Below are 25,462 nucleotides of genomic sequence, written 5' to 3'. Positions count from 1 at the left end.
AAAAAAACAATAAGGAAAAAAGTTTTTTTAATTTTTAAAGATATGTAAGTCGTTCTGTTCGCTATCATTTTTTATAAAAACTAAGGATTATAGATTTCTATAATACTGTTATTTTTTGTGTATTTAAAAGGTGTATCTAATTTAAATAAATCTAAAATAGTTTCAACATCTTTTTCTTTGATTTTTATTGTTCCAGTAAATTCTTGTGAACCTAAAAAAGGATACTTATTTACAATTTTAACATCATAATAACGCTCTATTTTTTTAGCAATATTGTTAAAAGATTCTTTATTAAAAACTAATTCACCGTTAATCCAGGCAGCGTAGTTGTATGGTTTTACTTGTTCTAATGTAAAATTTCTAGCATTTTTTTGCCAAGTTACTTTATCGTTTGGTTTTAGAATGATACTATTTTCTTGGTTTTCTTTTTCTGATAAACGTACAGACCCTTCTGTTAAAACACAGTTTATAAAATTATCATCTTCGTAGTTGCTTACATTAAAAGTAGTACCCAAAACCTCGATATTTACATCATTTGCTTCTACAATAAAAGGATTGTTTTTATCTTTAAAAACCTCAAAATAAGCTTCTCCTTTTAAAATTACTTTTCTAGTATTTGCAACATTAAATTGTTCTGGATACGTAAAAGTTGTTCCTGAGTTTAAATGAACAGTAGTTCCATCAGAAAGTACCACTTTAAACGTTTTTGAAAAAGGAACTTTAATAGTGTTGTAGGTTACTGTTTTAATTGCAGAATTTTTATAATAAACAAGTTCTTTGTTAGTTTGTTTACCTATAATATTGCCTAAGCTATCTTTTATGTTTTTATTGCTTTTTTCTGATATATATTCAATTTTACCAGAACTTTTTTCTAAAACAACATAGTCTTTTAGTTCAATACTTTCTTTTTTATCAGCTTTAAAGTATACGTTTGTAAGGTATCCTAAACTTGCAAATACGATTGCAATGGTTGCAACGTATTTAAGCGTTTTACTATAAAATTTCTTTTTAGGTAACGGAATCTGTGCTTTTATTAGATTCCAATCATATAAGTTTTTTGCATTAGAATTTGGTACTGACAAAACCCAGAGTTTTTTTAATTGTATAAAATCCGCTTTGTTTTTGTCAGATTTTTCAATCCAATCAAAAACTTGTAAAACTTCTTCTTCTGAAGCTTCGTTATTTAAGTATTTATATAATAAATCGTGAATCATTTTATCTTTTAAGGAGAACTACTTTAAAGTTTACATAAGTAAGTACACTTCACTTTTAAAAAACCCTAAATGAAATGTTAATTTAAGATAAAATAAAGTAAGATTGCAGGTAAATAGGCTGATAATTTTTTCTTTAAAACATTTATAGCACTAGAAAAATGAGCTTCTACAGTTTTTATAGAAATATTCATTTCGTCTGCAATTTCTTTGTTTTTTTTATTTTCAAACCTTTTTTTTCTAAATATTTCTTTGGTTTTTTCTGGCAATTCGTCAATAGAACTAAAAATAAGAGTTTCTAATTCTGTAAACGTTAAAGAATCGAATTCTAAAGATTGTAAGATTTCTAAATTTAAAAGTTTCTCTTTTTCAGAAAGTATATGGTTTGTATATTTTTGTTTTACCCTTTTATGGCGTATAATATTTAGGCATTTAGATTTAGAGTAAGTGTACAAAAAAGAAGAAATTCCGTTTACAGTTTCTATTTTCTCTCTTTGTTTCCAGAGATTCAAAAAAGCTTCTTGCGCAGTGCATTTTGCCTCATTTTCGTCATAAATAAATTGTACACAAAAACCAACAATAGTACTGTAGAATTTATAAAAAAAGTACTCAAAAGCAGCTTCATTCCCTTTTTTAAAGAGAACAAATTTTTTAAGTTCTTCATTTTCTATGTTCTTCATTTTTAACAAAAAGTAACGGCTATTATTATACGAATCTAGGTAAAATCAACAGCTTACAAAAGCATTATACAGTAATAATATAAACCTTTTACCCATTCTTAATTTACAAACTCTTTAATCTGCTTGTACAAATGATATAAAAGTTAAAGTGACAATAATAATTTATTTTTGTTTTCTAAGGTTTTACTTTTTAAAGCCCAGAATTTTATCGTTTTATCATTGTTTAAGATTTAAAGAATTAAACAAGGACAAGTTGTTTGGCTATTATAAAATAGCAGTTACTCTTTGATATATTAAAAAACAGTCTATTGCGCTTTACTGTGCTCAAAAAACCTAATTCACCACAAAACGAATCGCCTTTTCTATAATTTTTGCAGTTACTTTTCCGGTTCCAATTAACTCTCCATCTGCTTGAATAAAAGGATTTAAGTTTTTTGGAATAACTGTTATTTCTTTGGTTTTATAGGTTTCAATTTTTTTGTGATTTACTATATTTCCGTTGTATAATTTTTTGATATTGTAGATTAAATCAAACAAATTTAGATTTTTAGCAATGGTAATATCAAAAAAACCATCCGAAGTATTTATATCTTTTGTAAATTGGAGGCCACCACCAGAGAATTTGCAAATTCCAAAAAGGGTCATTAAGCAATTTGTTTCTATTTTTTTATCATCAAAAATAATTGTAAAAACAGACTTTTTATAAAATAATAAACCAGAAACTCCGGCTACCAAATAAGCAATAGCGCCAAAGCGTTTTAGTGAGTTTAGTTTGTTAACAATATAACCATCATACCCTAAACCAGCTACATTATTAAAGTAAGAAATGGAGGTAGCATCTGTTTCTAAAGCGCCAATATCTTGTAAAATTGTTTTATTTCTGTGGATGATTTCTATTGATTTTTCTACATTATTTGGAATGTTATAGGTTTTTATCCAATCATTGCCAGTACCAAGCGGAATTACCGCAATAGTTATATCAGAAGTTTTTACATACCTTTGCATCATTATTCCGTTTACTACATGATGTAGTGTTCCATCTCCACCAATCGAAATAATATTTCTAAAACCTTCTTGAATAGCGGTAGTTACCAATTCAATTTCGTGTTTAGAAAACTGTGTAAAAGCAACAGAAAAGTCTATTTTTTTGTTGGTTAATAATTGTTGAATTTCCTTCCATTGTTTAGAAAAATTCCGGTTTCCAGAAGTAGGATTTGCAATTATAAACCAAGAGCCAGCATTGTGCTTGACGAAATGAGACATAAATAATAATTTAAAAAGCCAAAATACAATAATAGTTTGATAACTATTTTTTAATAAACAATTACAGTAAAAAATTGTAATTTGGTATCATATAACAAGAAGTAAGAATTAATGACAAAAAAAAAGAAAGGTATATTTAAAAAGAAAGGGAATGTTGTAAAAGACTTAACCAGAAATATATTTAAAGTATTAAACGAAGACAGCGAAAAGTTTTATAATTACAAACAAATTGCTGCAAAATTAAAAATTTCTGATACAGATGGTAAAACTCAGCTGTTAAAGAAGTTAGCAGAATTAACAGCTACAAAAAAAGTAAATGAAATAGACCGCGGTAAGTTTCAAATTAATAAAGATAGAAAGTATTCTGTTGGTACGTTAGATATTACATCTAACGGAAATGGGTATTTTATTACCGATGACTACGAAGACGATATTTTTATACCAAATATAAACCTTGGTAAAGGGTTGCATCAAGATACTGTAAAAGCGTATGTGTATTCAAAACGAAGCGGAAAAAAATTAGAAGCAGATGTTGTTGAAATCTTAGAACGTGCAAAAACTGAGTTTGTAGGCGTTTTACAAATGAATAAAAACTTTGGTTTTGTAGTGCCTGATAGTAATAAAATGTATGCGGATATCTTTGTATCGCAAAACAATATTAATGGCGCAAAAGATGGTGATAAAGTACAAGCTACTATTGTAGATTGGCCAGAAAACTCTAAAAATCCGTTTGGTAAAATTACTACAGTTTTAGGTAGACCAGGAGATCATAATACAGAAATGCATTCTATTTTATTAGAATACGATTTGCCTTATGAATTTGAACCAGAAGTAGAAAAAGAAGCAGAAAGTTTATCCATAGAAATTACTAAAGCAGAAATTGCAAAACGTAGAGATATGCGTAAAGATTTAACGTTTACGATAGATCCAAAAGATGCAAAAGATTTTGATGATGCATTATCATTTACAAAATTAGAAAACGGTAATTATGAAATAGGGATTCATATTGCCGATGTTTCTCATTATTTAGAACCAAAAACTATTTTAGATGATGAAGCTTATAAACGTGCAACATCTGTTTATTTAGTAGATAGAGTAGTACCAATGTTACCAGAAATGTTAAGTAACGGTGTTTGTTCTTTAAGACCAAATGAAGAAAAATTAACTTTTTCTGCGGTGTTTGAAATAAATCAAAAGGCACAAATTGTTAGTGAATGGTTTGGTAGAACGGTAACCTATTCTGATCAACGTTTTGCCTATGAAGAAGCACAGTCTATAATAGAAAATTGTAAATTATCTGATGACATTCTGCCATATACAATGCCTGTTGATATTTCTATTATTGATAAAGAATATACAATAATTCCAGAAATTGTAGAAGCAACTTTAAAAATGGATGAACTAGCAAAAATTCTTCGTAAAAAAAGAATGAAAGAAGGCGCAATTTCATTTGATAGAGTAGAGGTAAAGTTTAATTTGGATGAAAACGCAAACCCTGTTGGTGTTTATTTTAAAGAATCGCAAGATGCTAATAAATTAATTGAAGAATTTATGTTGTTAGCAAATAGAAAGGTTGCTGAGTTTATAGGTTTTTCTAAAGGAAAAGCAACAAATAAAACATTTATTTATAGAGTGCATGATGAACCAGATATCGAAAAACTAGCTTCTTTACAAAACATTATTAGCAAATTTGGTTATAAAATAAATACAGATACTAAAGAATCAACATCAGATTCTTTAATCAAGCTATTAAGCGATGTTCATGGTAAAGCAGAATCGAATATGATTGAAACCTTAACCATTAGAACGATGTCTAAGGCTGTTTACACAACACAAAATATTGGTCATTATGGTTTGGCTTTTGGTTACTATAGTCATTTTACATCACCAATTAGACGTTATCCTGATGTAATGACACATAGATTGCTTCAACATTATTTAGATGGCGGAGATTCGCCAAAAGCAGACAAATATGAAGAAAAGTGTAAGCATTCATCAAAAAGAGAAGAATTAGCATCTAAAGCAGAAAGAGATTCTATTAAATACATGCAGGTTAAATACATGCAAGATCATAAAGATGAAATATTTGATGGTGTTATTACTGGCGTTACAGAATGGGGAATTTACGTAGAAATTTCATCAAATAAATGTGAAGGAATGGTTAGAATTAGAGATATAAAAAGCGATTATTATATTTTTGATGAAAAACAATATGCAATTGTTGGGCAATCTACCAAACATATTTATCAATTAGGAAATGCAGTAAAAATTAGAGTAAAAAACACAGATTTAGAACGTAAACATTTAGATTTTAACTTAATTGAAGAATAGATATAAAACACAAACGTATAAAAAATAATAATTAATACTAATGATTTTAACAACAACACCAAATATCGAAAATTTTCAAATAGTAGATTATTTAGGAATCGTTACGGGTACAGCATACAATTCTAGCTATTCTTACAAAGGAACTACAATGTCTTTTAAAGATATGTTTAATACTTCTAAATATTATGAAAACTATGAAGCAGGTGTAGAATCTTTGAAAGAAGTAGCATTTCAAAAGTTGAAAGAGAATGCTACAAAATTGGGTGCAAATGCAGTGGTAGGTATTCAATTAGATATAGAACCTGTTGCAAATTCATCAACTCTATTAGTTTCAATTACAGGTACAGCCGTAAAAGTTAAATAGATTTTAAGTTGGTATTATAATTTTAAAAATAATCACAAACAAATAATTTAAAAATGCATCAATTTGGTGCATTTTTTTTGTTTTGTATAAAATTAATTTATCCATCTTTGCCACAATAAAACACAAATTAACACTTTATACTGGTATACTTATTGATTTAAGTATTTTAAGTAAACTTTAAAATCATGAAAAAAATAATTTTTATAAGTGCTTTATTAATTAGTTTTAATTTTTTAGCACAATCTACCGTAACCAATAATCTAGGAGATTTTACAATTCTAAAAGTTTATAATGGTATTGAAGTAGAGTTGATAAAATCAAAGGAACAAAAGTTAGAAATTACAGGCGAAAAAGCTGAAATGGTAAAAATTAAAAATGTTGATAATACTTTAAAATTATCCTTACCATTTTCTTTAAAACCAGCTAACAATGCAGCAAATGGGCAGGTTTTAATAAAGCTTTATTATAACTCAGCTATTGCTATTATTGATGCAAATGAAGGTGCAACAATTACAGGAAAAGAAATTACCCAAGACAAATTAGAAGTAAATGTGCAAGAAAGAGCGTTTATAAACTTAGTGGTAAACACAAAAAGTTTGAACGTTAGAGCTTCTTCTGGGGGAATTATAAAATTAACCGGAATAACAAAAAACCAAGATGTAGTGGTAGATTTATATGGTGTTTATAATGGATTTGCTTTAAAAGCAAAAGTAAACTCAACCGTGATTGCGGGTACAGGTGCAAAAGCAGAAATTTTAGCTGGCGAAACTTTAAACGCAAAAGTAAGTTTTGGCGGTTCTATTTTTTACAAAGGAGAACCAGAAGTTATAAAGGATAAAAAAGTAATAGGAGGAATTATTCAAAAAAGAGATTAATTAAAACCTTTTCGTATCTTTGTACTCACAAAATTAAATCTTATGAATAGCTTATCTATATATTTAGGAATTGTAGGACCTTGGCAAATAGCGATTATTGTTGTTTTAGTTTTATTAATGTTTGGTGGTAAAAAGATACCAGAATTAATGAAAGGCTTAGGTGGTGGACTTAAAGAGTTCAAAAACGCTGCTAAAGAAAGTAAAGAAGATTCCGAAGAAAAAAAGTAATCTAAATTTATTTTAATAAAATTTAAAAGCTCAATTTGTATAAAACAGATTGAGCTTTTTTAATTTTAAAAAGAATTAAATTAATCTTTCTTTTTAGGTTTTTGGTTTTTCATTGCTTCACCAATTTGATTACTAGCAGTAAAACTTGCAACCATATCATTTAACATAGTACTACCTGCTTGTGGCGTATTTGGTAATAATATTAAGTTACTATTTGTGTGCTGACCAATAGATTGTAAAGTGTCATAATGTTGCGTTACTACAATTAAAGCAGAAGCTTCTTGAGAGTTGATACCCACTTTATTTAAAACCTCTACAGATTCTTCTAAACCACGAGCAATTTCACGTCTTTGATCTGCAATACCTTGCCCTTGTAAACGCTTGCTTTCTGCTTCTGCTTTGGCACGTTCTACAATTAATATACGTTGTGCATCACCTTCAAACTGAGCAGCAATTTTTTCACGTTCAGAAGCATTAATTCTGTTCATTGCTATTTTTACTTGAGGATCTGGATCAATATCTGTAACTAAGGTTCTAATAATATCAAAACCATAATCTACCATGGCATCATTTAATTCAGTTTTTACAGCAATAGCTATATCATTTTTTTTAACAAAAACGTCATCTAATTTCATTTTAGGCACTTCTGCTCTTACAACATCAAAAACATAAGAAGTAATTTGATCGTGAGGATAATCTAACTTGTAAAAAGCATCGTATACTTTTTCAGAAATAACTTTATATTGTACAGAAACTTTTAATTTAACAAAAACGTCATCTAATGTTTTGGTTTCAATAATTACATCTAATTGCTGAATTTTTAAACTCAATCTTCCTGCAACTTTATCTATAATAGGAATTTTTAATCTTAAACCAGACGAGCTAATAGTATTAAATTTTCCAAAACGTTCTAAAATAGCAGCAGTTTGTTGCTTTACGGTATAAAATGAAGCAAATAAAATGAGGCCGATAATAACTATAATAATAATTGCAATTGTTGGCATAATATTGTTTTTAAAAGTTAATAATATATTTAAGTAAAGATACTGAATTTTAATAGGTATCTATTTGACGCACTTTGTTAAAAATGTTACATTTTTTAAAAAAGAAAACCCTGCAAAAATTTCTTTATACAGGGTTTTTATGTAAAAAATTATATTTTTAATCTTGTGTTTCAACTTCAGCTTCAACTTCTTGATTGAAAGTTTTATTTAATTTTTTATTAAATTTAATCCATTTTTTATATTGTTTTTCAGAAAGCGTAGTTTTTAGGGTTGCATCCAACTTTTTATCTTCCTCTTTAAGCGTATTGCTAAGCGGTTCTAAATTTTCGTTCATTTTTTTAATAATCTCTGGTTGCTGAGAAAAATCACCACTTTTCATAGAAATTTTTTGAAAATTTTCAACCATTTCTTTTGTGCTTCTCAGTAAAAAGCTATTAATTCTAGTAATACCTTTAACTACTTTATTATAATCTGTTAATGTTTTAAAAAATAGTTTTCCTTCTTCGGATTTTAATTTTATACTCGATTTCTTAGCTGCTTTTTCAATATCATACACCACAATTCCTATGTATTTTTCAACTTCAAAATTTGGGTCTGGAGCCTTTTGTTGGGTTTGCGGTATGTCGTTTTGACGCTGTCTTTGGCCGTTTCTTTGGCCGTTTCTAAATTGAGCTTCTGCTGTAAATGCACAACACAAAACGATAAGTAAAATAAGTTTTTTCATGATTATAGGTTTTTTATTGCATTTTCAATTCTTTTAATAGTTTCTTCTTTGCCAATCATTTCTATAATATCGAACAAGTGAGGTCCTTTTAAAGCGCCTACTAAACTCAAACGCAAAGGTTGCATTACTTTACCAAAACCAATTTCTTTAGCCGTAATCCATTCTTTAATTTCATTTTCGGTATTTGCAGATGAAAAGTCTTCAATTGTAGAAATAAATGCAATTAATTGCTGCATAAGTTCTGCGGTATCTTCTTTCCAGTTTTTCTTTGATGCTTTTTCATCAAATTCTGTTGGGGCTTCAAAAAAGAAGTTAGATAATTCCCAAAAATCAGCAACAAAAACAGCTCTTTCTTTTATCGATGCAACTACTTTTTCAACGAAAACTTTGTCCTTTGTAATTCCTTTTTCTGACAAAATTGGTAGGTATAAATCAGTTAATTCTGCATCATTTTTTTGCTGCATGTATTGTTGATTAAACCACTTTGTTTTATCAGGATTAAATTTAGCGCCAGATTTACTTACACGTTTTAAATCAAAAGCCTGTACTAATTCATCCAAAGAAAAAATTTCTTGTTCTGTACCAGGATTCCATCCTAAGAAAGCCAGCATATTTATAAAAGAATCTGCAAAATAGCCTTCTTCTTTATATCCTTTCGAAATTTCGTTTGTTTCTTCATTTGTATAAGATAATGGAAACACCGGGAAACCTAATTTATCGCCATCTCTTTTGCTTAATTTTCCTTTACCAACTGGTTTTAAAATTAAGGGTAAGTGGGCAAATTTTGGAGTATACCAGCCAAAAGCTCTGTATAATAAAACATGCAATGGCATAGAAGGTAACCATTCTTCACCTCTAATTACATGGCTAATTTCCATTAAATGATCATCAACAATATTTGCTAAATGATAGGTTGGCATACCGTCACTTTTAAATAAAATTTTATCATCTAAAGTATTGGTATCAATGGTTATTTTTCCACGTATTTCATCCACCATTTCTAAAACTTCATCTTGCGGAGATTTAAAACGGATTACATAATTTTCGCCAGCATTTATTTTGGCTTTTACTTCTTCATCTGTTAAAACCAACGAATTTACAAGCTTTCCTTTTGCTCTATTATGCCAATTATAAATAAAGGTTTTGCCGTTTTCTTCATGTTCTTTTCTAAGAAAATCTAGTTCTTCGGATGTGTCAAAAGCATAATATGCCCAACTTGTATTTATTAAAATAGCTGCATATTCTTTATATAAATCTTTTCGTTCTGATTGTTTATAAGGACCAAACTTTTCGTTCTTATTTGGGCCTTCATCAAAAGGAATATTGCACCAGTTTAAAGAATCTATAATATATTTTTCTGCATTTGGTACATAACGTGTTTGATCTGTATCTTCTATTCTTAAAATAAATGTTCCGTTATTTTTTTTAGCAAATAAGTAATTGTATAAAGCCGTTCTTACACCACCAATGTGTAAAGGTCCTGTAGGACTTGGTGCAAAACGAACGCGTACATTAGATTCCATTTTCTTTGTTTTTTTGAAGTTACAAAGATAGTTTTTCTAAAAAAAATAGGCACGGATTTATAGATTATTCTGTTAAGCATTCTTAGAGAAGCTAAGAAGTTCATTTGTAAGTTAAATAGATTTTAAAAATTGGCACACGACACTTATATTTAGTAAAAGGTTTGTTACTTTTTATAGGATTAAAATACACTTCGTGTGATGTGGATTCAGAAACTAATTGATGTATTACAAGGCTTACTATACTTATTTTTATAGTTTAACATTTTTTGTTTTTTCTAAACAAATCTATTTATAAGTTAGCAAATTAGACTATACTTTAGATTAAAACACATAGCAAACAAACGAATTTGCAGATGCACAAGAAAACAATAGAACTTCAAGTGTTTATTATTTTATAACAAGATATAAATTTAGCAAAAAATAATACGTTTTTTTTTACATGAAAAATACAGGTGAATAAATTTTTAAATCATGATTTTAAGCCAATGCTAGAAAAAGCAGTAGATTTACTATTTAAATAAAACAGCATATTTTGATACTAACTAAAAAAAATATTGGTCTATTTTTAGGCCCAATCACTTTTATTGTAACACTTATTTTTTTTCATCCAGAAGGTTTATCAGAACAAGCAAATGCAGTTTTAGCATCTGCATTGTGGGTAGCTATTTGGTGGATTACAGAAGCTGTTTCTATATCTGTAACCGCGTTATTACCCATCGTTCTTTTTCCGTTAAGCGGAGGTTTATCGCTTTCTGAAACCACAGAATCGTTTGGACACAAATATATTTTTCTATTTATTGGTGGTTTTATTTTATCAATTGCAATAGAAAAATGGAATTTACATAAAAGAATTGCATTAAGTATTATAAAAGTAGTTGGTACAAATGTTACACAAATTATTTTAGGCTTCATGGTTGCCACAGCATTTTTATCGATGTGGATTTCAAATACAGCAACTGCCGTAATGATTTTGCCTGTTGGCATGGCAATTGTTTCACAGCTAAAAGACAATCCAAATACCGAAGAAAACGAAAATATGATATTTGCAAAAGCTTTAATGCTTGCAATTGCATATAGCGCTTCTATTGGCGGAATGGCCACTTTAATTGGTACGCCACCAAACTTAGTTTTGGCAGGTGTTGTGCAAGAAAGCTACAATACAGAAATTACGTTTTCGCAATGGTTTATGTTTGGATTTCCCATAAGTGTTGTTTTTTTAGTATTGTGTTGGTTATATCTTACTAAAATTGCTTTTAAATTCAAACAAAAAACATTTCCAGGAGGCAAGGATGAAATTGACAGACAACTTAAAGAATTGGGAACTTTCTCTTTTGAAGAAAAGTTGATCTTATCAGTTTTCGTTTTAACGGCATTGGCATGGATTACAAGATCTTTCTTTTTATCAAAATTTATTCTGGCAATAGACGATACAATTATTGCCATTATCGCAGCGGTAATTTTATTTATTTTACCAAGTAATAAAAAGTGTGTAAAATTATTAGATTGGCAAGATACCATTAGATTACCTTGGGGAATTTTATTGCTCTTTGGAGGAGGAATGGCATTAGCATCTGGCTTTGAACAAAGCGGATTAGCAGTTTGGATTGGTTCTCAATTAACTTCTTTAGAAACCATACCTCTAATCGTTTTACTTTTTATTTTAATAGCTTCTGTTAATTTCCTAACCGAAATTACATCAAATCTAGCAACCACAGCAATGCTTTTACCTGTTTTAGTTTCTTTAGCAGCAGCAATTGGGGTTCACGAATATTATTTATTAGTTGGCGCTACTGTCGCCGCTTCTTGCGCTTTTATGTTGCCGGTTGCAACTCCGCCAAACGCTGTTGTTTTTGGTTCTGGGTATTTAGAAATTCAGGATATGGTTAAAAAAGGAGTTTGGCTTAATATTGTTTCTATTATTTTGTTAACCTTAATTGTATATTTTGTATTGCCAATTATATGGGGATTTTCTTAAGTGTATTTCAATAAAAAGATAATTTAGTTTATAGAAAAAGTCCTCACAGGTTTTAAAACTTGTGAGGACTTTTAATTTTAGTATTTGTTATTTTGTAATTATTTTACTTGATTTTTGCTTGATTTTAACTTGAATGCAAGTAGTGGAATCTTATCGGAATACCTTTTGTTTACTCTCTGTAAAACCTTGTTAAAACTGTTTTAATGCATTTTGAAACAAATAGTAAATGGGTGAACTTAAAACTTCTTATAAATTCCAAAAGACAAGGCTATTTGTTGTGCAACATTATTACCAAAAAATGCAGCTGGTAAGCTCGCTGTAATACCCAAATCATCTGTAAACTCTCCAATTGCTTTTATGCCAATAACTCCGTATTCTTGGTCATTTACGTACAAACCCGTAGCTAAATTCGAAGCGGGTAAAACGATATCGCCATTTTTAAAAGATTTTTCGATGTCTAGAAAACCAATCAACCAAACGTTTTTAGAGATTTTACCGCCATATTCTCCTCCAATTTTAAAGTTAGAACTATAATTATTTGTTCTTAGTTTTGTGCCAATATAGGTCTGTAAATAGGATTTTTAAAAACTTTTTCCTGCTAAGAAAAGCGGAGAAAAAGTATAAGCATCATATCCTGTTTTTAATCCTGAATTGTTATCAAAAGAACCTGTATTTGCTTCTAAAGAAAGTTGGCCAGAAAGTAACCAATCTTTTTTATAAAAGTTGTGTTTAATTCCGATTTCAATATTTCCTAAAGCATTTTTTTCGTTCGTATATTCTGGGCAAGGAGCAACCAAACACGGATTTACCAAACCTTTATTCTTAATTAATTTATAAGGTAAATTAACTAGGAAGCTCGTTTTATCAGAAATACCATATTCACTAAAAAACTGAAGCGTGTTGTCAGAAATTTTACCAGCAATTGTATAGTCTGGGTTGCCAAATAAGGTGTTATAATACGGAATTGTAGAGAAAGAAATTTGTGTGTAAAATTTTCCTTTTTCTTGTGTCCACGGGCTTTGAGAAAACACAGAAATACTAATAAATAAAAAGAAAAGTTGAGTTATATTTTTCATAGTTTATCATTTTAATCTCAAAAAAATCGATTGGTTACAAATACTTAGTTGTTTCGTTTTTAATATACTTACAAATCGTTTTAACAATTTTTTGATTGCAAATCGTCGCAAAAACAGTATTTTTATTAGTTATTATGGATGGATACAATAACATAGCGCAAAAGTTACATCAATTTACTCGTAAATATTACACAAATGAATTGATTAAAGGAATTATTCTCTTTTTTTCTTTAGGATGTATGTATCTTTTTTTTACCTTATTTTTAGAATATTTTTTGTGGTTAAAACCAACAGCAAGAACTATTTTATTTTGGCTGTTTATTTTAGTGGAAGCTTTTTTACTAATTCGGTTTATTGCAATTCCTGTTTTTAAATTGATTGGTTTACGAAAGGGAATTTCTTTGCAAGATTCTTCAAAAATTATCGGCAATCATTTTCCGGAAGTTCAAGATAAGTTGCTAAATATTTTACAACTTAAAGAAAGTATAAATGACTCTGATTTAATTTTGGCAAGTATCAATAAAAAATCAGAAGAATTAGCGCCAATTCCTTTTTTAAAAGCGATTGATTTTAAGCAAAACAAAAAGTATTTAAAGTATGCAATTGTTCCGATTTTAATTTGGGTAATTAGTTTTTTTACAGGAACGAATAGTGCGCTTAACGAAAGTTTAGATCGCGTTGTAAATTATAAAACAGCGTACAATCCGCCAGCTCCGTTTTTATTTTCTGTATTAAATACTGATTTAAAGGTCATCCAAGGAAAACCTATCATAATTTCTGTAAAAACGATTGGTTCGATTGTTCCAAGTGAAGCCAAGATTTTTTTTAACAACCAAGAGTATTTTTTACAGAATACTGGAAACGCCACTTTTTCGTACACTTTTTCTGATGTGCAAGAATCCATCAATTTTTATTTAGAAGCAAACGGAGTTCAATCTCAGGATTATCAAATTGTGGTGATTGGCACACCAATAATAAAAAATATTTCTCTGGATTTAAAGTATCCTTCTTATTTGGGTAGGAGGAATGAAACCATTCAGAATTCAGGAAATTTAACAGTTCCCGAAGGAACTAATATTACTTGGAAAGTAGCAACGGTAAAAACAAATGCTGTGGCTTTTATCAGCAATCAAAAAAGAGAACTTTTTAAAAGTCTGGAGAATGATAATTTTGAATATTCAAAAAGAATTCAAAATGATATTAGTTATCAAATTTCGTCATCTAACAAAAACTTAACAGATTTTGAAAGTTTACAGTTTTCTGTGGATGTTGTAAAAGATGAAAACCCTTCGATTTCTGTAACATCAAATATTGATAGTATTTCTAGAGGAGTGGCGCAATTTGCGGGTCAGATTTCTGATGATTACGGTTTACGTAAATTACAATTGATATATTATAACGAAGAAAATCAAAATAAAACACAACCTATTGACATTGAGATAACTAAAGAAAATATTCAAACATTTTTTTATCAATTTCCCGATGGGTTAAGTTTACAAAAAGGAATTAATTACGAACTTTATTTTCAAGTATATGATAATGATGCGGTTAACGGAAATAAAAGTGCAAAAAGTAAGATTTTTAAATACAGGCAAAAATCCGAGGAAGAAGTAGAAGAGCAGTTGTTGCAAGAACAAAAGGAAACGATTAATAATTTAGAAAACTCGCTTCAAAAACAGAAAAAGCAGCAAGAACAGTTAGAGACGATTCAGAAAGATTTACAGAATAAAAAAGAGATTAATTGGAATGATAAAAAGAAGGTTGATAATTTTATAAAACGTCAAGAGCAATATAAGCAAATGATGGAGCGTCAAACCGATAAATTGCAAGACAACTTGGACGAAAAAAAGGAACCAAATGAAAGTTTGCAAGAAAAAAAGGAAGACCTAAAACAGCGAATTGAGGAATTAAAAAAAATGGATAAACAACAAAAACTGTTGGACGAAATTCAGAAGATAGCTGATAAATTAAACAAAGAAGATTTAGTAGAAAAGGCGAAAGAATTAGCGCAACAAAATAAACAACAACAGCGAAGTTTAGAAAAAACGTTAGAGTTAGTAAAGCGTTTTTATGTAGAACAGAAAACGATGCAAATTGCAAATAAGATAGAAGAATTGTCTAAAAAGCAAGAAGAACTAGAAAAGAAAGTAGCTACTAGTTTAGAGTCTCAAAAAGAAATTAAAAAGGAATTTGAGGATATTAAAAACGAGTTAGAAGAACTTAATAAGGACAATGAAAAGTTAAAAAAACCAATGGAGTTGCCAGACGTTGAAGATGAAAAAGAAGATGTTGATAAAGAACTAAAGAATATCGAAGAAAATTTAAAAGATCAAAATAGCAAAGAAGCGAAGAAAAGCCAGAAACAATCATCCAAAAAAATGAAAGAGATGAGTGTTAAAATGAAAAAGTCTATGATGGAAATGGAAGGAGAATCGATGGAAGAGAACATGGAGGATCTGCGTAAAATTTTAGAAAACTTGGTAATTTTTTCTTATCAGCAAGAACAACTAATGAATAAATTTAGCGAGACTTCAACAACACATCCCGATTTTGGTAAAGATTTAAAAAAGCAAAATGAGATCAAAAAATACTTTGAACATATTGATGATAGTTTATATGTGTTGGCAATGCGTTTGCCAAAAATATCAACTAAAATTCAGGATGATTTAGCGAGTGTTCATTATAATTTAGACCAATCTTTAGATAATTTTTCTGAGAATTTGTTTCCGCAGGGAATCTCAAATCAACGTTATGTAATGACATCCACAAATAATTTAGCTGATTATTTAAGTAATATTTTAAGCAGCATGAAAAATAATATGTCCATGAAAATGGGGAAAGGAAAGAAAGGCGGAGAAGGTTTTAGTTTGCCAGATTTGATTAAGAAGCAAGAAGGTTTGTCTGAAAAGATGAAAGAGGGAATGAAAAAAGGTGACAAAAAGGGAGAAGGTAAAGAAGGTGAAAAACCAGATGAAAATGGAAAACCCGGAGAAAAAGGCAAAAAAGGTGAGAAAGGAAAAGAAGGTAAATCGGGAGAAAATGGTCAGAAAAAAGGAGATGGCGAAGGTGGTTCTAATGATGATTTAGATGGAGAATTGTATGAAATTTACAAACAACAATCCCAATTAAGACAAGAGTTAAAAGATGCAATAAAAGAAAGCGAAAATGGCAATCCTGGAGGAAATGCAGCAGCAAAGAAGGTTTTAAAAACAATGGAGCAGCTAGAAAATGAAATACTTGAAAGAGGTTTTAATTCTGTTACACTTCAAAAAATGCAAAATCTAAATTATGAATTATTAAAATTAGACAAAGCAGCTTTAGAACAAGGAAAGGAGAAACAACGAAAATCAACTTCTAATCAGAAAGAAACTCAAAAGAATAATTTAAAACAATTAGAGTTTAAGAAGCAGTTTTATAATCAAACCGAAATATTAAATAGACAATCATTACCTTTGCAGCAAATTTATAAAAGTAAAGTTAGAGACTATTTTTCTGACATCAAGAAAGAGTAATATGGTAGAGTTTAATTACGAAACAACTTTCCAATTAGAAGACGAGAATCGCCTAGAAAAATGGATTGAAAATGTGGCTTCAAACAATGGTTATGAGGTTGGTGAAATCAATTACATTTTCTGTGATGATGAATACCTTTTAAAACTGAATGTGGAATTTTTGAAACACGATACGTTAACAGATGTTATCAGTTTTGATAACACGTTAGGAAAACTACTAAACGGAGATATTTTTATTTCTATAGAAAGAGTGTTAGAAAACGCAAAAGAATATAATGATTCTTTTGAAGATGAACTACACAGAGTGATGGTTCATGGCGTTTTGCATTATATGGGCTTTAAAGATAAGTTGGATGCCGAAATTAAGCAGATGAGAACTGCAGAAAATAGTGCTTTATTGCTATTAAACAATTGATATTCAAATTAATAAAAAATAAGTTTCACGTGGAACTATAAGATAATGAGTTTATTTTCAACAACATATGACGTAATTGTAATTGGTGGAGGTCATGCAGGTAGTGAAGCTGCAGCAGCCTCTGCAAATATGGGTGCACACACTTTATTAATTACAATGAACTTACAAAATATTGCACAAATGAGTTGTAACCCAGCAATGGGCGGAATTGCAAAAGGGCAAATTGTAAGAGAGATTGATGCCTTAGGTGGGTATAGCGGAATTGTTACAGACAAAACGGCGATACAGTTTAAAATGCTTAACAAATCTAAAGGACCTGCAATGTGGAGCCCAAGAGCACAATCAGACAGAATGATGTTTGCAGAGTGTTGGAGAACCATGCTAGAACAGACTGAAAATTTAGATTTTTACCAAGATTCCGTGAATGGTTTGTTGTTTGATGGCAACAAGATTATCGGAGTAAAAACAGCTTTAGGTTTAGAGATTAAATCAAAAACGGTAATTATTACAGCAGGTACTTTTTTAAATGGTTTGATTCATATTGGTGATAAAACATTTGGAGGAGGAAGAGCAGGTGAAAGTGCATCAACAGGAATTACAGAAGATTTAGTTTTAAAAGGATTTGAAGCAGGAAGAATGAAGACTGGAACACCTCCAAGAGTTGATGGTCGTTCTTTAGATTATTCTAAAATGTTAGAACAACCTGGAGACGAAAGTCCTGAGAAGTTTTCATATTTACCAACTACAAAATCATTGGTAAAACAGCGTTCTTGTTATTTGACATATACGAATCCTAAAGTGCATGAATTGTTGCGAGAAGGGTTTGATAGATCGCCAATGTTTAATGGTAGAATTAAATCTACAGGACCAAGGTATTGCCCTTCTGTAGAAGATAAAGTAGATCGGTTTGCTACGAAAGATAGACATCAAATCTTTGTAGAGCCAGAAGGTTGGACAACTGTAGAAATGTATGTAAACGGATTTTCAACTTCATTGCCAGAGGATATCCAAGACAAGGCAATACGCGCGATTGAAGGTTTTGAGAACGTAAAGTTTTTTAGATATGGATATGCAATTGAATATGATTTCTTTCAACCAACACAATTAAAGCATTCTTTAGAAACTAAATTAATTGAAAATTTATTTTTTGCGGGTCAAATAAACGGCACAACCGGTTATGAAGAAGCTGCATCACAAGGGTTAATGGCTGGTGTAAATGCTGCCCTAAAAACCCAAGGGAAGTCGCCTTTTATCCTAAAAAGGAATGAAGCTTATATAGGTGTTTTAATTGATGATTTAATTACGAAAGGTACAGATGAACCTTATCGAATGTTTACATCAAGAGCAGAATATAGAACTTTGCTAAGACAAGATAATGCGGATCTAAGATTAACTCCTTTGGGTTTTGAACTTGGTTTAGCCTCAAAAGAAAGAATGGATAGAGTTCTTGAAAAGCAACGAAAAACTGATTTGCTAATTAAATTCTTAGAAGAAACTAGTGTAACGGAGGCAGAAATAAATCCTATTTTAGAAGCTAAGAATTTAGATTTAATTAATCAATCGTTGAAGCTTTTTAAAGTTGCAGCAAGACCACAATTAGACTTTAGTGATTTTAAAGATTTAGAAAAATTAAAAGTTTTTATTGCAGAGAATGATATTGATTGGGAGATTATAGAACAAGCAGAAATTCATTTAAAATATTCTGGTTATATAGAAAAAGAAAAAAATAACGCTGACAAGTTAAACCGATTAGAGAACGTTACAATTCCGACTAATTTTAATTATCAAAAGCTACAATCTATTTCTTTTGAGGCTAGAGAAAAGCTAACTAAAATTCAGCCAACTTCAATTTCTCAAGCAAGTAGAATAAGCGGAGTTTCGCCAAGTGATATTTCGGTATTGTTAGTTTATATGGGAAGATAAAAATCGATATTCTTAAAATGTTCCTCGTGGAACAATTCAAAATACATGACAAAAGAAAAAGACTTTTATCAAAATTTACAACCTTTTTTAAACTGTAAAGACTACACTGTTTCTGGTGAAGTTTATAAAGTGATGTTAAATAAAGAATACGATATGTTGGTAACAACACCGGTTCCTAAAAATTTAGCTACGTATTATAAAAGCGAAAATTATATTTCTCATACAGATTCTAAAAAATCACTGTTAGATAAGGTTTATCAAATAGTGAAAAAGACCACGTTAAAAAGAAAGTTAAAACTGATTGATTCTTTTAAAACATCCTCAAAAAATATTTTAGATGTTGGGGCAGGAACTGGTGATTTTTTAAAAGTTTGTAAAAATAATTCTTGGAATGTTTTTGGCGTTGAACCCAGTTTAGATGCAAGAACTATTGCGGACAAAAAAGGAATTACTTTACAAGAAAATTTATCAGAAGTAAAAAATATACAATTTGATGTAATTACACTTTGGCATGTTTTAGAACATGTAGAAGATTTATCATCATATATTATTACGCTTAATAAGTTGCTTTCAAAAGACGGAAAATTAGTAATTGCGGTTCCTAATTTTAAAAGTGAAGACGCAAAGTATTACCAAGAGTTTTGGGCTGCTTTTGATGTTCCAAGACATTTGTGGCATTTTTCTCAAACATCAATTTCTAAATTGTTTGCATCAGAAAATATGGTTGTAGAAAAAACAATACCAATGAAATTTGATGCGTATTATGTTTCGCTTTTAAGTGAAAAATACAAATCAGGAAAAATGAATCCCATTATATCTTTTTATCGAGGTTTTGTCTCAAATTTAAAAGCAAATAGGACTAAGGAGTATTCTTCTTTGATTTACGTGCTTAGAAAGAGTTAAAAACGATTTTAAAAACCGTTAAGCGATGCGTAATAGCAAAAACATAGAAACCCTTTACTAAAAATTTAAAACCCCTTAAAGTAGTCTTCTTTAAGGGGTTTTTTATCAATAAAATCAATTATTAGTGTCCTTCGGATAGTTTTTGCTGATAAAATTGATTTTGGAATTCAAAACTTAAAATTTACTTTTTTTTACCTTGCTTCAGCATTTAGAGTACTAGGGATCTTTTATCGTCATTTTTATAATAGTTGAGGTTTTGGTTTACTATTTTAAGAAATCAGTTTTCAGAATAATCTAGCCGGAATTACTTATCAACTTACAGATGACCAAAAAGACCATCAAAAAAATGAGATGTTTAATGTTAAAACCATAAGTTTTAAAGTGTATTACAATCGGTAATTTTATTAAATAGAGTGCAAAATATTTTAAAAAAAAACAGTGTAATTATATTAAAAATAAAAGCACTTTTTATTCTACTCAAGAACAAAACGCGTAAACAATCATAGTAATTTAGCTAACTTTTAATTTCATATCTATTTTTAATAAACATCAATTTGTAAATTGTTGTTATCAGAAAATATGGTTGTAAAAAAAGCCAAAATGATATCTAATGTGTATTATACTTCTCTTTTAAGTTAGAAATATAAATCACAAAAAGAGAATCCGATAAAATCATTTTACCGGGGTTTTGTGTTAAACAGAAAAGTAAACATTAAAGTAACTAGGAGCAAAGTATGCTTCTTCTTTGACCTACTTAAAAAGAGTTAAAAACGATTATAAAACTGTTAAGTGGTTTGTAAAAGTTAATGTGCATAATGCTTTACTTGAAATTTAAAATCTCTTAAAATATTCCACTTCAAGAGTTTTTATCAATAAAACCAATTAGTTTTCTTTAAATATTTTTTGCTGATAAAATTACTTTTAAGATTCAAAGTTTAAAATATTGAATAAAAAAATCTTTCGTGTTGTCTTTACACGAGATAAATTTCTGGTTTGAAAAGTTGATAAATAGACTTTTTTGCACAACAGAAACGGAGTTGTGTGGGAATCTTTATCTGATAAAAAAGCATTAAAAATAAAATGATTTCACACGATGTATTTTCTCTAATTAAGATGTGTGTATTTTTTTGCAGTTAAGAGATAATTTAATCTTTATGCGCTTATTTAAAAAGTAAAAAAATAGCTTCTTTTAACGAAGACGTGATTATTTTTAATTCGGATTTTATCTAGTAACGAGCTTGCAACTAACACCAGAAAATTATTAAGGTTCAGAAACAAGTGAATTAAATTATATAAAATCACACTTACTAAAATATGTAAACAACTAAAGATTGTGTCTTAATAATTAATTTAAATAATTATTTCTAGAAAAGTGAGAGACAACCGTTTTGCATTTATTTTACTTTTTTTATCAATAAAAAAGATAGAATAACTGATGTCCCAATTATGACTTAAAAATTAAACATAAGTAAAAATGCTCTTTTGCATATTTAATAGTAAAAAACCTAGCAAATTGGATTTTAGAAAGTGAGTGCTTTTGACAAAGAAATTTTCTAATACAAAAATGAATTTCAAAATCAAATATTAAAAACAAAAACAAAATCAAAAACGAACTCATAACTGATTGGTCTTTGTTTTTATTAAAGTAAGTTGCATGTAAAGGTTAAGTATCTAAGTTTTGGAATAATACTTAGAAAGAATAGAAGTATTCTCTTTTACGATGCAACTACTTGCTTTAAAAAGAGCTAAAATGGATTTTAAAAACAGTTTTTTAGTCTTTTATTTATAAAACATCCAATTGCTTTAAGTAAAAATAAAAACCCTTTAAAACGTAGGTTTTAAAGGGTTTTTTTAATAAGTAATATTTATTGATATAAAAATAATGATAAGTTTTAGCTATTTAATAAATAGACTCCCCAAAGTGCAATACTAAAATAGACTGCTAAAGACATCGCACCTGCATAATCTTTTGCCAAACGCTGTCCTATCAGCAAGAAAATTAAAACAATCGCAGAAAGCTCTACACCTAATAATGCAAATTCATTTGCTTCTGAAGTGTATAATTCATAAACACCAATTAACATTAATAATCCTGCAACAATTTCTAAAATTAAAATAACAGCTAATAAAAGTGGAACGCTATTTTTTAAAGGCGAGTTTTTAAAATGTTCTTTAATAAAAGAAACATTTCCTTTCCAATCTAAAAGTTTGTCTATACCAGATTGTAAAAAGGTAACGATTAAAAAAAGTAATATTAAAACTTCTGTTGGGTAATTTGAAAGTAGATTCATTTATTTAATTTTTTTTTTGATTTGTTTATTGCTATTGAAATATTTTTTGAAAAAATGTTTTTGATTTTTGAGTTACTTCTTTAAAATTCTCTTTTGCTTCTTTGGCAAAATTAGTTAAATTTTCTGCAGTCTCGTGAGTAAATATAGATGCTTTCTTTTTTGTTTCTTCAATATTGTCATCAGTTAAAGTTTCATTTATTTTCTTTTTTGCAATTTCTAAAGCTTCCTTAGCATCCGTTACAACTTCAGTTGCTTTTTCTTTTATGTTTTCAATAAATTCTTTGTTTTTTTTATTTGTGTCGTTTTCATGCATAATGTTAGAACTTTAATTTTATAAATTTTTATTAAGAACTCTTTTTAAAAGTAGTTTCATATACTTCAATCCATTCATTAACAGTTATTTTACTTGCTAATTCATTAATTAAATTATAAGGAATTTCGTCCATTTTTTTAAACCGGATACAACTTTTACCCATGTCTAATTTTCGTTTACAATGTTTTGGATATTCGGATACAAACCAATCTAGAAGTTCTTTTTTAGCGTAAATGCCCATGTGATACAAATTTACCGAGGTCTTTTGAGAAGCAATACTCATAAAAGGTAATGGCAATTTTGGATCACAATGATAACCTTGAGGATATGCTGAATGCGGAACATAATAGCCTATCATTTTGTAATTAATACCTTCTTCAAAACCTGTAGGAAGATTTTTTTTGATGATGACTCTTAGTTTTTCAATAGCTATTTTTCTATCTTCTGGTAGTTGATTAATGTATTCTTCGGGAGTAGTTGCTTCGTAGGTCATCTTATATTTTTTGGTGGATGATTTAAAATCAGTAAGTTAACAAAATTTTAATTTAATTTTATCTACGATTGTTTGTGCCAACTTTTCATTACTTTCAACCGTCCAACCTGCAATATGCGGACTCAATAAAACATTTTCAGCATTTATTAAATATTGAAAAGCTTCTGGCATCTGGGCTGCGCTCGATGTGACATCCTTTTTAAATAGATTTTCGAAAGACGATTTTTCGTATTCTAAAACATCCAATCCTGCACCTAAAATTTTCCCAGATTGTAAAGCAGTAACTAAATCTTTGGTAATAACAGATGTTCCACGTGCTGTATTTATCAACCAAAAACTTTTTTTAAAATCGTTGATAAAACCAATGTTTACCATGTTTTTTGTAAGTTCAGTTTGTGGTGTATGTAAACTTAAAACGTCGGCTTTCTCTTGGATTTCTGATAAAGAAACCTGTTTGCAATTTTCATCTGCTACTCCTGGTTTAATATCATAACACAGAACTTCAACATCAAAACCACGGAGTTTTTTTGCGAAAGATTTGCCCATATTTCCGTAACCGATTAAGCCAATAGTTCTGCCATCTAACTCAATACCTCTGTTTTCTTCGCGCAACCATTTGCCGTTTCTAACTTCTTTATCCGCTTTATTTAATTTATTAAAAAGAGATAAAAGCATTGCTAAAGAATGTTCACCAACTGCATTTCTGTTGCCTTCTGGAGCCGCAATAAGTTCAATGTTTTTTGATGCTGCATATTTGCAATCTATATTTTCTAAACCTGCGCCAACTCTTCCAATAAATTTTAATTTTGTGGCTTTGTCAATAAAGGCTTTGTCAACAGAAAAACGGCTTCTAATGATAAAACCGTCATAGTTGTCAATTTTAGCTTCAATTTCTGGTTTTGAAGACGTATAATCTTCATCATTTGTAAAGCCTAAGTGGTTTAGTTGATCAATTAAAAGGGGATGATTTGTATCTAGGTGTAGGATTTTCATTTTTTTTCTAATTCAAGAAATTCATCATAAGAAATAATTCCTTTTTCTGGTCTGGCTTTTCCATCCAGAACTCCAATAAATTCTAAATAATTCCCATCAGGATCATCAAAATAAATAGATATTGCTGGCATCCAGGCAAAAACCATTGGTCTTTTTGAACCATCATTTAAGAAGTTTCTAAAATCTAAATTCTTATTTTTTAAAAAGTTAACGGATTCATTTATTATCCATTCAGGTTCGCACTTAAAGGCAAAATGTCTTTTAGCAATATCGCCATTAGTTTTTTCCCACAAACCCAACATCTGTTGTTTTTCTTTTCCCATCCAGAAAAAAGCCAATCTTCTATCGTCTTTTGTTCTGCACATTTCTAAACCAAGCGTATTTTGATAAAAATCAATTGCTTTTTCTAAATTCTTAACTTCAATATGTGTTTCAAATAAGCCTTTAATCATACTTTAATATTGCTCATCTTCACTAGGAAAATCTCTGCTTTTAACATCGGTAACATATTGTTCAAAAGCGCCAGTCATATCTGCATATAAATCTAAATATCTACGTAAAAAACGTGGGTTAAATTCGTGCGTCATTCCCAACATATCGTGTGTAACTAAAACTTGGCCGTCAACGCCGTTTCCAGCACCAATTCCGATTACAGGAATAGAGATTGATTCTGCTACTTTTTTTGCTAAATCTGCTGGTACTTTCTCTAAAACTAACGCAAAACAACCAATTCTTTCTAACATTAAAGCATCTTCCATTAATTTTTCTGCTTCTTCCTCTTCTTTGGCTCTAACAGTGTATGTACCAAATTTATAGATAGATTGTGGTGTTAATCCTAAATGGCCCATTACAGGAATTCCTGCATTTAAAATACGTTTTATAGATTCTTTTACTTCTCTACCGCCTTCTAATTTTATAGAATGACCGCCACTTTCTTTCATAATTCTGATGGCAGAGCGCAAAGCTTCTTTTGGGTCAGATTGGTAGCTTCCAAAAGGTAAATCTACAACCACTAAACAACGCTCAATACCTCTAACAACAGAACTTGCATGATAAATCATTTGATCTAAAGTTATTGGCAACGTAGTTTCGTGACCTGCCATTACATTAGATGCAGAATCGCCTACTAAAAGAACATCTAAGCCAGCACTGTCAAGTATTTTTGCCATCGTATAATCATAAGCGGTTAGCATAGAGATTTTTTCTCCGTTTGCTTTCATTTCTACCAAAGATTTTACGGTGATTCTTTTGTACTGTTTTTTTGCTACAGACATATTTTTTTAGAATTTAGAATTTGGGTAAAAATAAGAAATATCGTACGATATTTAACAAGTTAATATTGTAGTTGCAATATTTGCAATAAAT

The 25,462-nt window shown here is 29.4% G+C and carries 23 protein-coding genes; 9 read left to right on the top strand and 14 right to left on the bottom strand.

The annotated features are described in order from the left end of the window. Positions 1–80 precede the first annotated feature (80 nt). The 3 genes from BTO16_RS13005 to BTO16_RS12995 form a co-directional block, all read right to left on the bottom strand. Positions 81–1,214: a FecR family protein gene (locus BTO16_RS13005; RefSeq protein WP_105022104.1), complete on the bottom strand. Its 1,134-nt coding sequence runs from the start codon at positions 1,212–1,214 to the stop codon at positions 81–83. A gap of 77 nt (positions 1,215–1,291) precedes the next feature. Next, positions 1,292–1,891 carry an RNA polymerase sigma-70 factor gene (locus BTO16_RS13000; RefSeq protein WP_105022103.1) on the bottom strand — a complete coding sequence of 200 codons (600 nt, stop codon included), beginning with the start codon at positions 1,889–1,891 and terminating at the stop codon, positions 1,292–1,294. Between the two features lie 333 nt (positions 1,892–2,224). Then, entirely contained in the window at positions 2,225–3,154 is a 930-nt protein-coding gene (locus BTO16_RS12995; RefSeq protein ID WP_105022102.1) for a diacylglycerol/lipid kinase family protein, read from the bottom strand. A 111-nt stretch (positions 3,155–3,265) separates the two neighbouring features. Here BTO16_RS12995 and rnr point away from each other — a divergent pair, with 111 nt between their 5' ends. The 4 genes from rnr (at position 3,266) to BTO16_RS12975 (ending at position 6,952) form a co-directional block, all read left to right on the top strand. After that, positions 3,266–5,485: a ribonuclease R gene (rnr, locus tag BTO16_RS12990; protein WP_105022101.1), complete on the top strand. Its 2,220-nt coding sequence runs from the start codon at positions 3,266–3,268 to the stop codon at positions 5,483–5,485. Between the two features lie 40 nt (positions 5,486–5,525). Then, the gene (locus BTO16_RS12985) at positions 5,526–5,849 is read left to right on the top strand and encodes a YbjQ family protein (protein WP_105022100.1); all 324 of its coding nucleotides are present in this window, start codon (positions 5,526–5,528) and stop codon (positions 5,847–5,849) included. A 185-nt stretch (positions 5,850–6,034) separates the two neighbouring features. After that, positions 6,035–6,724, top strand: coding sequence for a head GIN domain-containing protein (locus BTO16_RS12980; RefSeq protein WP_105022099.1), 690 nt, complete (start codon positions 6,035–6,037; stop codon positions 6,722–6,724). A gap of 42 nt (positions 6,725–6,766) precedes the next feature. Continuing rightward, complete coding sequence (locus tag BTO16_RS12975; RefSeq protein ID WP_105022098.1) at positions 6,767–6,952, top strand: Sec-independent protein translocase subunit TatA/TatB; 186 nt, start codon at positions 6,767–6,769, stop codon at positions 6,950–6,952. An 80-nt stretch (positions 6,953–7,032) separates the two neighbouring features. On the opposite strand, the gene BTO16_RS12970 is transcribed toward BTO16_RS12975, so the two are convergent. The 3 genes from BTO16_RS12970 to gltX all read right to left on the bottom strand — a co-directional run bounded on the left by BTO16_RS12970 (position 7,033) and on the right by gltX (position 10,203). Then, positions 7,033–7,956, bottom strand: coding sequence for an SPFH domain-containing protein (locus BTO16_RS12970; RefSeq protein ID WP_105022097.1), 924 nt, complete (start codon positions 7,954–7,956; stop codon positions 7,033–7,035). Between the two features lie 157 nt (positions 7,957–8,113). Further along, on the bottom strand, positions 8,114–8,680 hold the full coding sequence (locus BTO16_RS12965; RefSeq protein ID WP_105022096.1) for a hypothetical protein: 567 nt from the start codon (positions 8,678–8,680) through the stop codon (positions 8,114–8,116). Positions 8,681–8,682: 2 nt separating this feature from the next. Then, positions 8,683–10,203 (bottom strand): glutamate--tRNA ligase, encoded by a 1,521-nt coding sequence (gene gltX, locus BTO16_RS12960; protein WP_105022095.1) that lies wholly within the window; start codon positions 10,201–10,203, stop codon positions 8,683–8,685. 532 nt (positions 10,204–10,735) lie between these two features. Here gltX and BTO16_RS12955 point away from each other — a divergent pair. Beyond that, on the top strand, positions 10,736–12,178 hold the full coding sequence (locus BTO16_RS12955) for an SLC13 family permease (RefSeq protein ID WP_105022094.1): 1,443 nt from the start codon (positions 10,736–10,738) through the stop codon (positions 12,176–12,178). Between the two features lie 236 nt (positions 12,179–12,414). Here the strand turns inward: BTO16_RS12955 and BTO16_RS17895 are convergent, their stop codons facing one another. Further along, entirely contained in the window at positions 12,415–12,651 is a 237-nt protein-coding gene (locus BTO16_RS17895; protein WP_245892115.1) for a hypothetical protein, read from the bottom strand. A 108-nt stretch (positions 12,652–12,759) separates the two neighbouring features. Continuing rightward, on the bottom strand, positions 12,760–13,254 hold the full coding sequence (locus BTO16_RS17890) for a hypothetical protein (protein ID WP_245892114.1): 495 nt from the start codon (positions 13,252–13,254) through the stop codon (positions 12,760–12,762). A gap of 95 nt (positions 13,255–13,349) precedes the next feature. Between BTO16_RS17890 and BTO16_RS12945 the strand changes: the two genes are divergently transcribed. From BTO16_RS12945 to BTO16_RS12930, 4 genes are read left to right on the top strand one after another with little or no spacing between them, the layout of a single operon-like run. After that, complete coding sequence (locus BTO16_RS12945) at positions 13,350–16,766, top strand: DUF4175 family protein (RefSeq protein ID WP_245892113.1); 3,417 nt, start codon at positions 13,350–13,352, stop codon at positions 16,764–16,766. 1 nt (position 16,767) lies between these two features. Continuing rightward, the gene (gene ybeY / locus BTO16_RS12940) at positions 16,768–17,181 is read left to right on the top strand and encodes an rRNA maturation RNase YbeY (RefSeq protein WP_105022092.1); all 414 of its coding nucleotides are present in this window, start codon (positions 16,768–16,770) and stop codon (positions 17,179–17,181) included. Between the two features lie 45 nt (positions 17,182–17,226). Then, a complete protein-coding gene (mnmG, locus tag BTO16_RS12935; RefSeq protein WP_105022091.1) occupies positions 17,227–19,104 on the top strand; it encodes a tRNA uridine-5-carboxymethylaminomethyl(34) synthesis enzyme MnmG in 1,878 nt (625 codons plus the stop codon). A gap of 45 nt (positions 19,105–19,149) precedes the next feature. Further along, on the top strand, positions 19,150–20,007 hold the full coding sequence (locus BTO16_RS12930; RefSeq protein ID WP_105022090.1) for a class I SAM-dependent methyltransferase: 858 nt from the start codon (positions 19,150–19,152) through the stop codon (positions 20,005–20,007). Between the two features lie 1,892 nt (positions 20,008–21,899). Here BTO16_RS12930 and BTO16_RS12925 read toward each other — a convergent pair. Genes BTO16_RS12925 through panB form a run of 6 tightly spaced genes read right to left on the bottom strand, consistent with a single transcriptional unit; the run spans position 21,900 to position 25,371 of the window. Then, on the bottom strand, positions 21,900–22,298 hold the full coding sequence (locus tag BTO16_RS12925; RefSeq protein WP_105022089.1) for a DoxX family membrane protein: 399 nt from the start codon (positions 22,296–22,298) through the stop codon (positions 21,900–21,902). Positions 22,299–22,329: 31 nt separating this feature from the next. Continuing rightward, positions 22,330–22,611, bottom strand: coding sequence for a hypothetical protein (locus tag BTO16_RS12920; RefSeq protein ID WP_105022088.1), 282 nt, complete (start codon positions 22,609–22,611; stop codon positions 22,330–22,332). A 31-nt stretch (positions 22,612–22,642) separates the two neighbouring features. Next, positions 22,643–23,104: a DUF1801 domain-containing protein gene (locus BTO16_RS12915; protein WP_105022087.1), complete on the bottom strand. Its 462-nt coding sequence runs from the start codon at positions 23,102–23,104 to the stop codon at positions 22,643–22,645. A 36-nt stretch (positions 23,105–23,140) separates the two neighbouring features. Continuing rightward, the gene (locus tag BTO16_RS12910) at positions 23,141–24,097 is read right to left on the bottom strand and encodes a 2-hydroxyacid dehydrogenase (RefSeq protein WP_105022086.1); all 957 of its coding nucleotides are present in this window, start codon (positions 24,095–24,097) and stop codon (positions 23,141–23,143) included. Further along, positions 24,094–24,549 (bottom strand): VOC family protein, encoded by a 456-nt coding sequence (locus BTO16_RS12905; RefSeq protein WP_105022085.1) that lies wholly within the window; start codon positions 24,547–24,549, stop codon positions 24,094–24,096. Before BTO16_RS12905 ends, BTO16_RS12910 begins: the two co-directional genes overlap by 4 nt. A 3-nt stretch (positions 24,550–24,552) precedes the next feature. Next, positions 24,553–25,371 (bottom strand): 3-methyl-2-oxobutanoate hydroxymethyltransferase, encoded by an 819-nt coding sequence (gene panB, locus BTO16_RS12900; protein ID WP_105022084.1) that lies wholly within the window; start codon positions 25,369–25,371, stop codon positions 24,553–24,555. Between the last annotated feature and the right edge of the window lie 91 nt (positions 25,372–25,462).

It is taken from the genome of Polaribacter glomeratus, from assembly GCF_002954665.1.
Lineage (GTDB): Bacteria > Bacteroidota > Bacteroidia > Flavobacteriales > Flavobacteriaceae > Polaribacter > Polaribacter glomeratus.
Note: the sequence above shows the minus strand (reverse complement) of the source record. Positions and strands in the feature narration are given on the sequence as shown.

Excerpts from the sequence above, each read along its gene's own strand:
- BTO16_RS13005 (WP_105022104.1), bottom strand. The coding sequence starts at position 1,214 with ATGATTCACGATTTATTATATAAATACTTAAATAACGAAGCTTCAGAA.
- BTO16_RS13000 (WP_105022103.1), bottom strand. The coding sequence starts at position 1,891 with ATGAAGAACATAGAAAATGAAGAACTTAAAAAATTTGTTCTCTTTAAA.
- BTO16_RS12995 (WP_105022102.1), bottom strand. The coding sequence starts at position 3,154 with ATGTCTCATTTCGTCAAGCACAATGCTGGCTCTTGGTTTATAATTGCA.
- rnr (WP_105022101.1), top strand. The coding sequence starts at position 3,266 with ATGACAAAAAAAAAGAAAGGTATATTTAAAAAGAAAGGGAATGTTGTA.
- BTO16_RS12985 (WP_105022100.1), top strand. The coding sequence starts at position 5,526 with ATGATTTTAACAACAACACCAAATATCGAAAATTTTCAAATAGTAGAT.
- BTO16_RS12980 (WP_105022099.1), top strand. The coding sequence starts at position 6,035 with ATGAAAAAAATAATTTTTATAAGTGCTTTATTAATTAGTTTTAATTTT.
- BTO16_RS12975 (WP_105022098.1), top strand. The coding sequence starts at position 6,767 with ATGAATAGCTTATCTATATATTTAGGAATTGTAGGACCTTGGCAAATA.
- BTO16_RS12970 (WP_105022097.1), bottom strand. The coding sequence starts at position 7,956 with ATGCCAACAATTGCAATTATTATTATAGTTATTATCGGCCTCATTTTA.
- BTO16_RS12965 (WP_105022096.1), bottom strand. The coding sequence starts at position 8,680 with ATGAAAAAACTTATTTTACTTATCGTTTTGTGTTGTGCATTTACAGCA.
- gltX (WP_105022095.1), bottom strand. The coding sequence starts at position 10,203 with ATGGAATCTAATGTACGCGTTCGTTTTGCACCAAGTCCTACAGGACCT.
- BTO16_RS17890 (WP_245892114.1), bottom strand. The coding sequence starts at position 13,254 with ATGAAAAATATAACTCAACTTTTCTTTTTATTTATTAGTATTTCTGTG.
- ybeY (WP_105022092.1), top strand. The coding sequence starts at position 16,768 with ATGGTAGAGTTTAATTACGAAACAACTTTCCAATTAGAAGACGAGAAT.
- mnmG (WP_105022091.1), top strand. The coding sequence starts at position 17,227 with ATGAGTTTATTTTCAACAACATATGACGTAATTGTAATTGGTGGAGGT.
- BTO16_RS12930 (WP_105022090.1), top strand. The coding sequence starts at position 19,150 with ATGACAAAAGAAAAAGACTTTTATCAAAATTTACAACCTTTTTTAAAC.
- BTO16_RS12925 (WP_105022089.1), bottom strand. The coding sequence starts at position 22,298 with ATGAATCTACTTTCAAATTACCCAACAGAAGTTTTAATATTACTTTTT.
- BTO16_RS12920 (WP_105022088.1), bottom strand. The coding sequence starts at position 22,611 with ATGCATGAAAACGACACAAATAAAAAAAACAAAGAATTTATTGAAAAC.
- BTO16_RS12915 (WP_105022087.1), bottom strand. The coding sequence starts at position 23,104 with ATGACCTACGAAGCAACTACTCCCGAAGAATACATTAATCAACTACCA.
- BTO16_RS12910 (WP_105022086.1), bottom strand. The coding sequence starts at position 24,097 with ATGAAAATCCTACACCTAGATACAAATCATCCCCTTTTAATTGATCAA.
- BTO16_RS12905 (WP_105022085.1), bottom strand. The coding sequence starts at position 24,549 with ATGATTAAAGGCTTATTTGAAACACATATTGAAGTTAAGAATTTAGAA.
- panB (WP_105022084.1), bottom strand. The coding sequence starts at position 25,371 with ATGTCTGTAGCAAAAAAACAGTACAAAAGAATCACCGTAAAATCTTTG.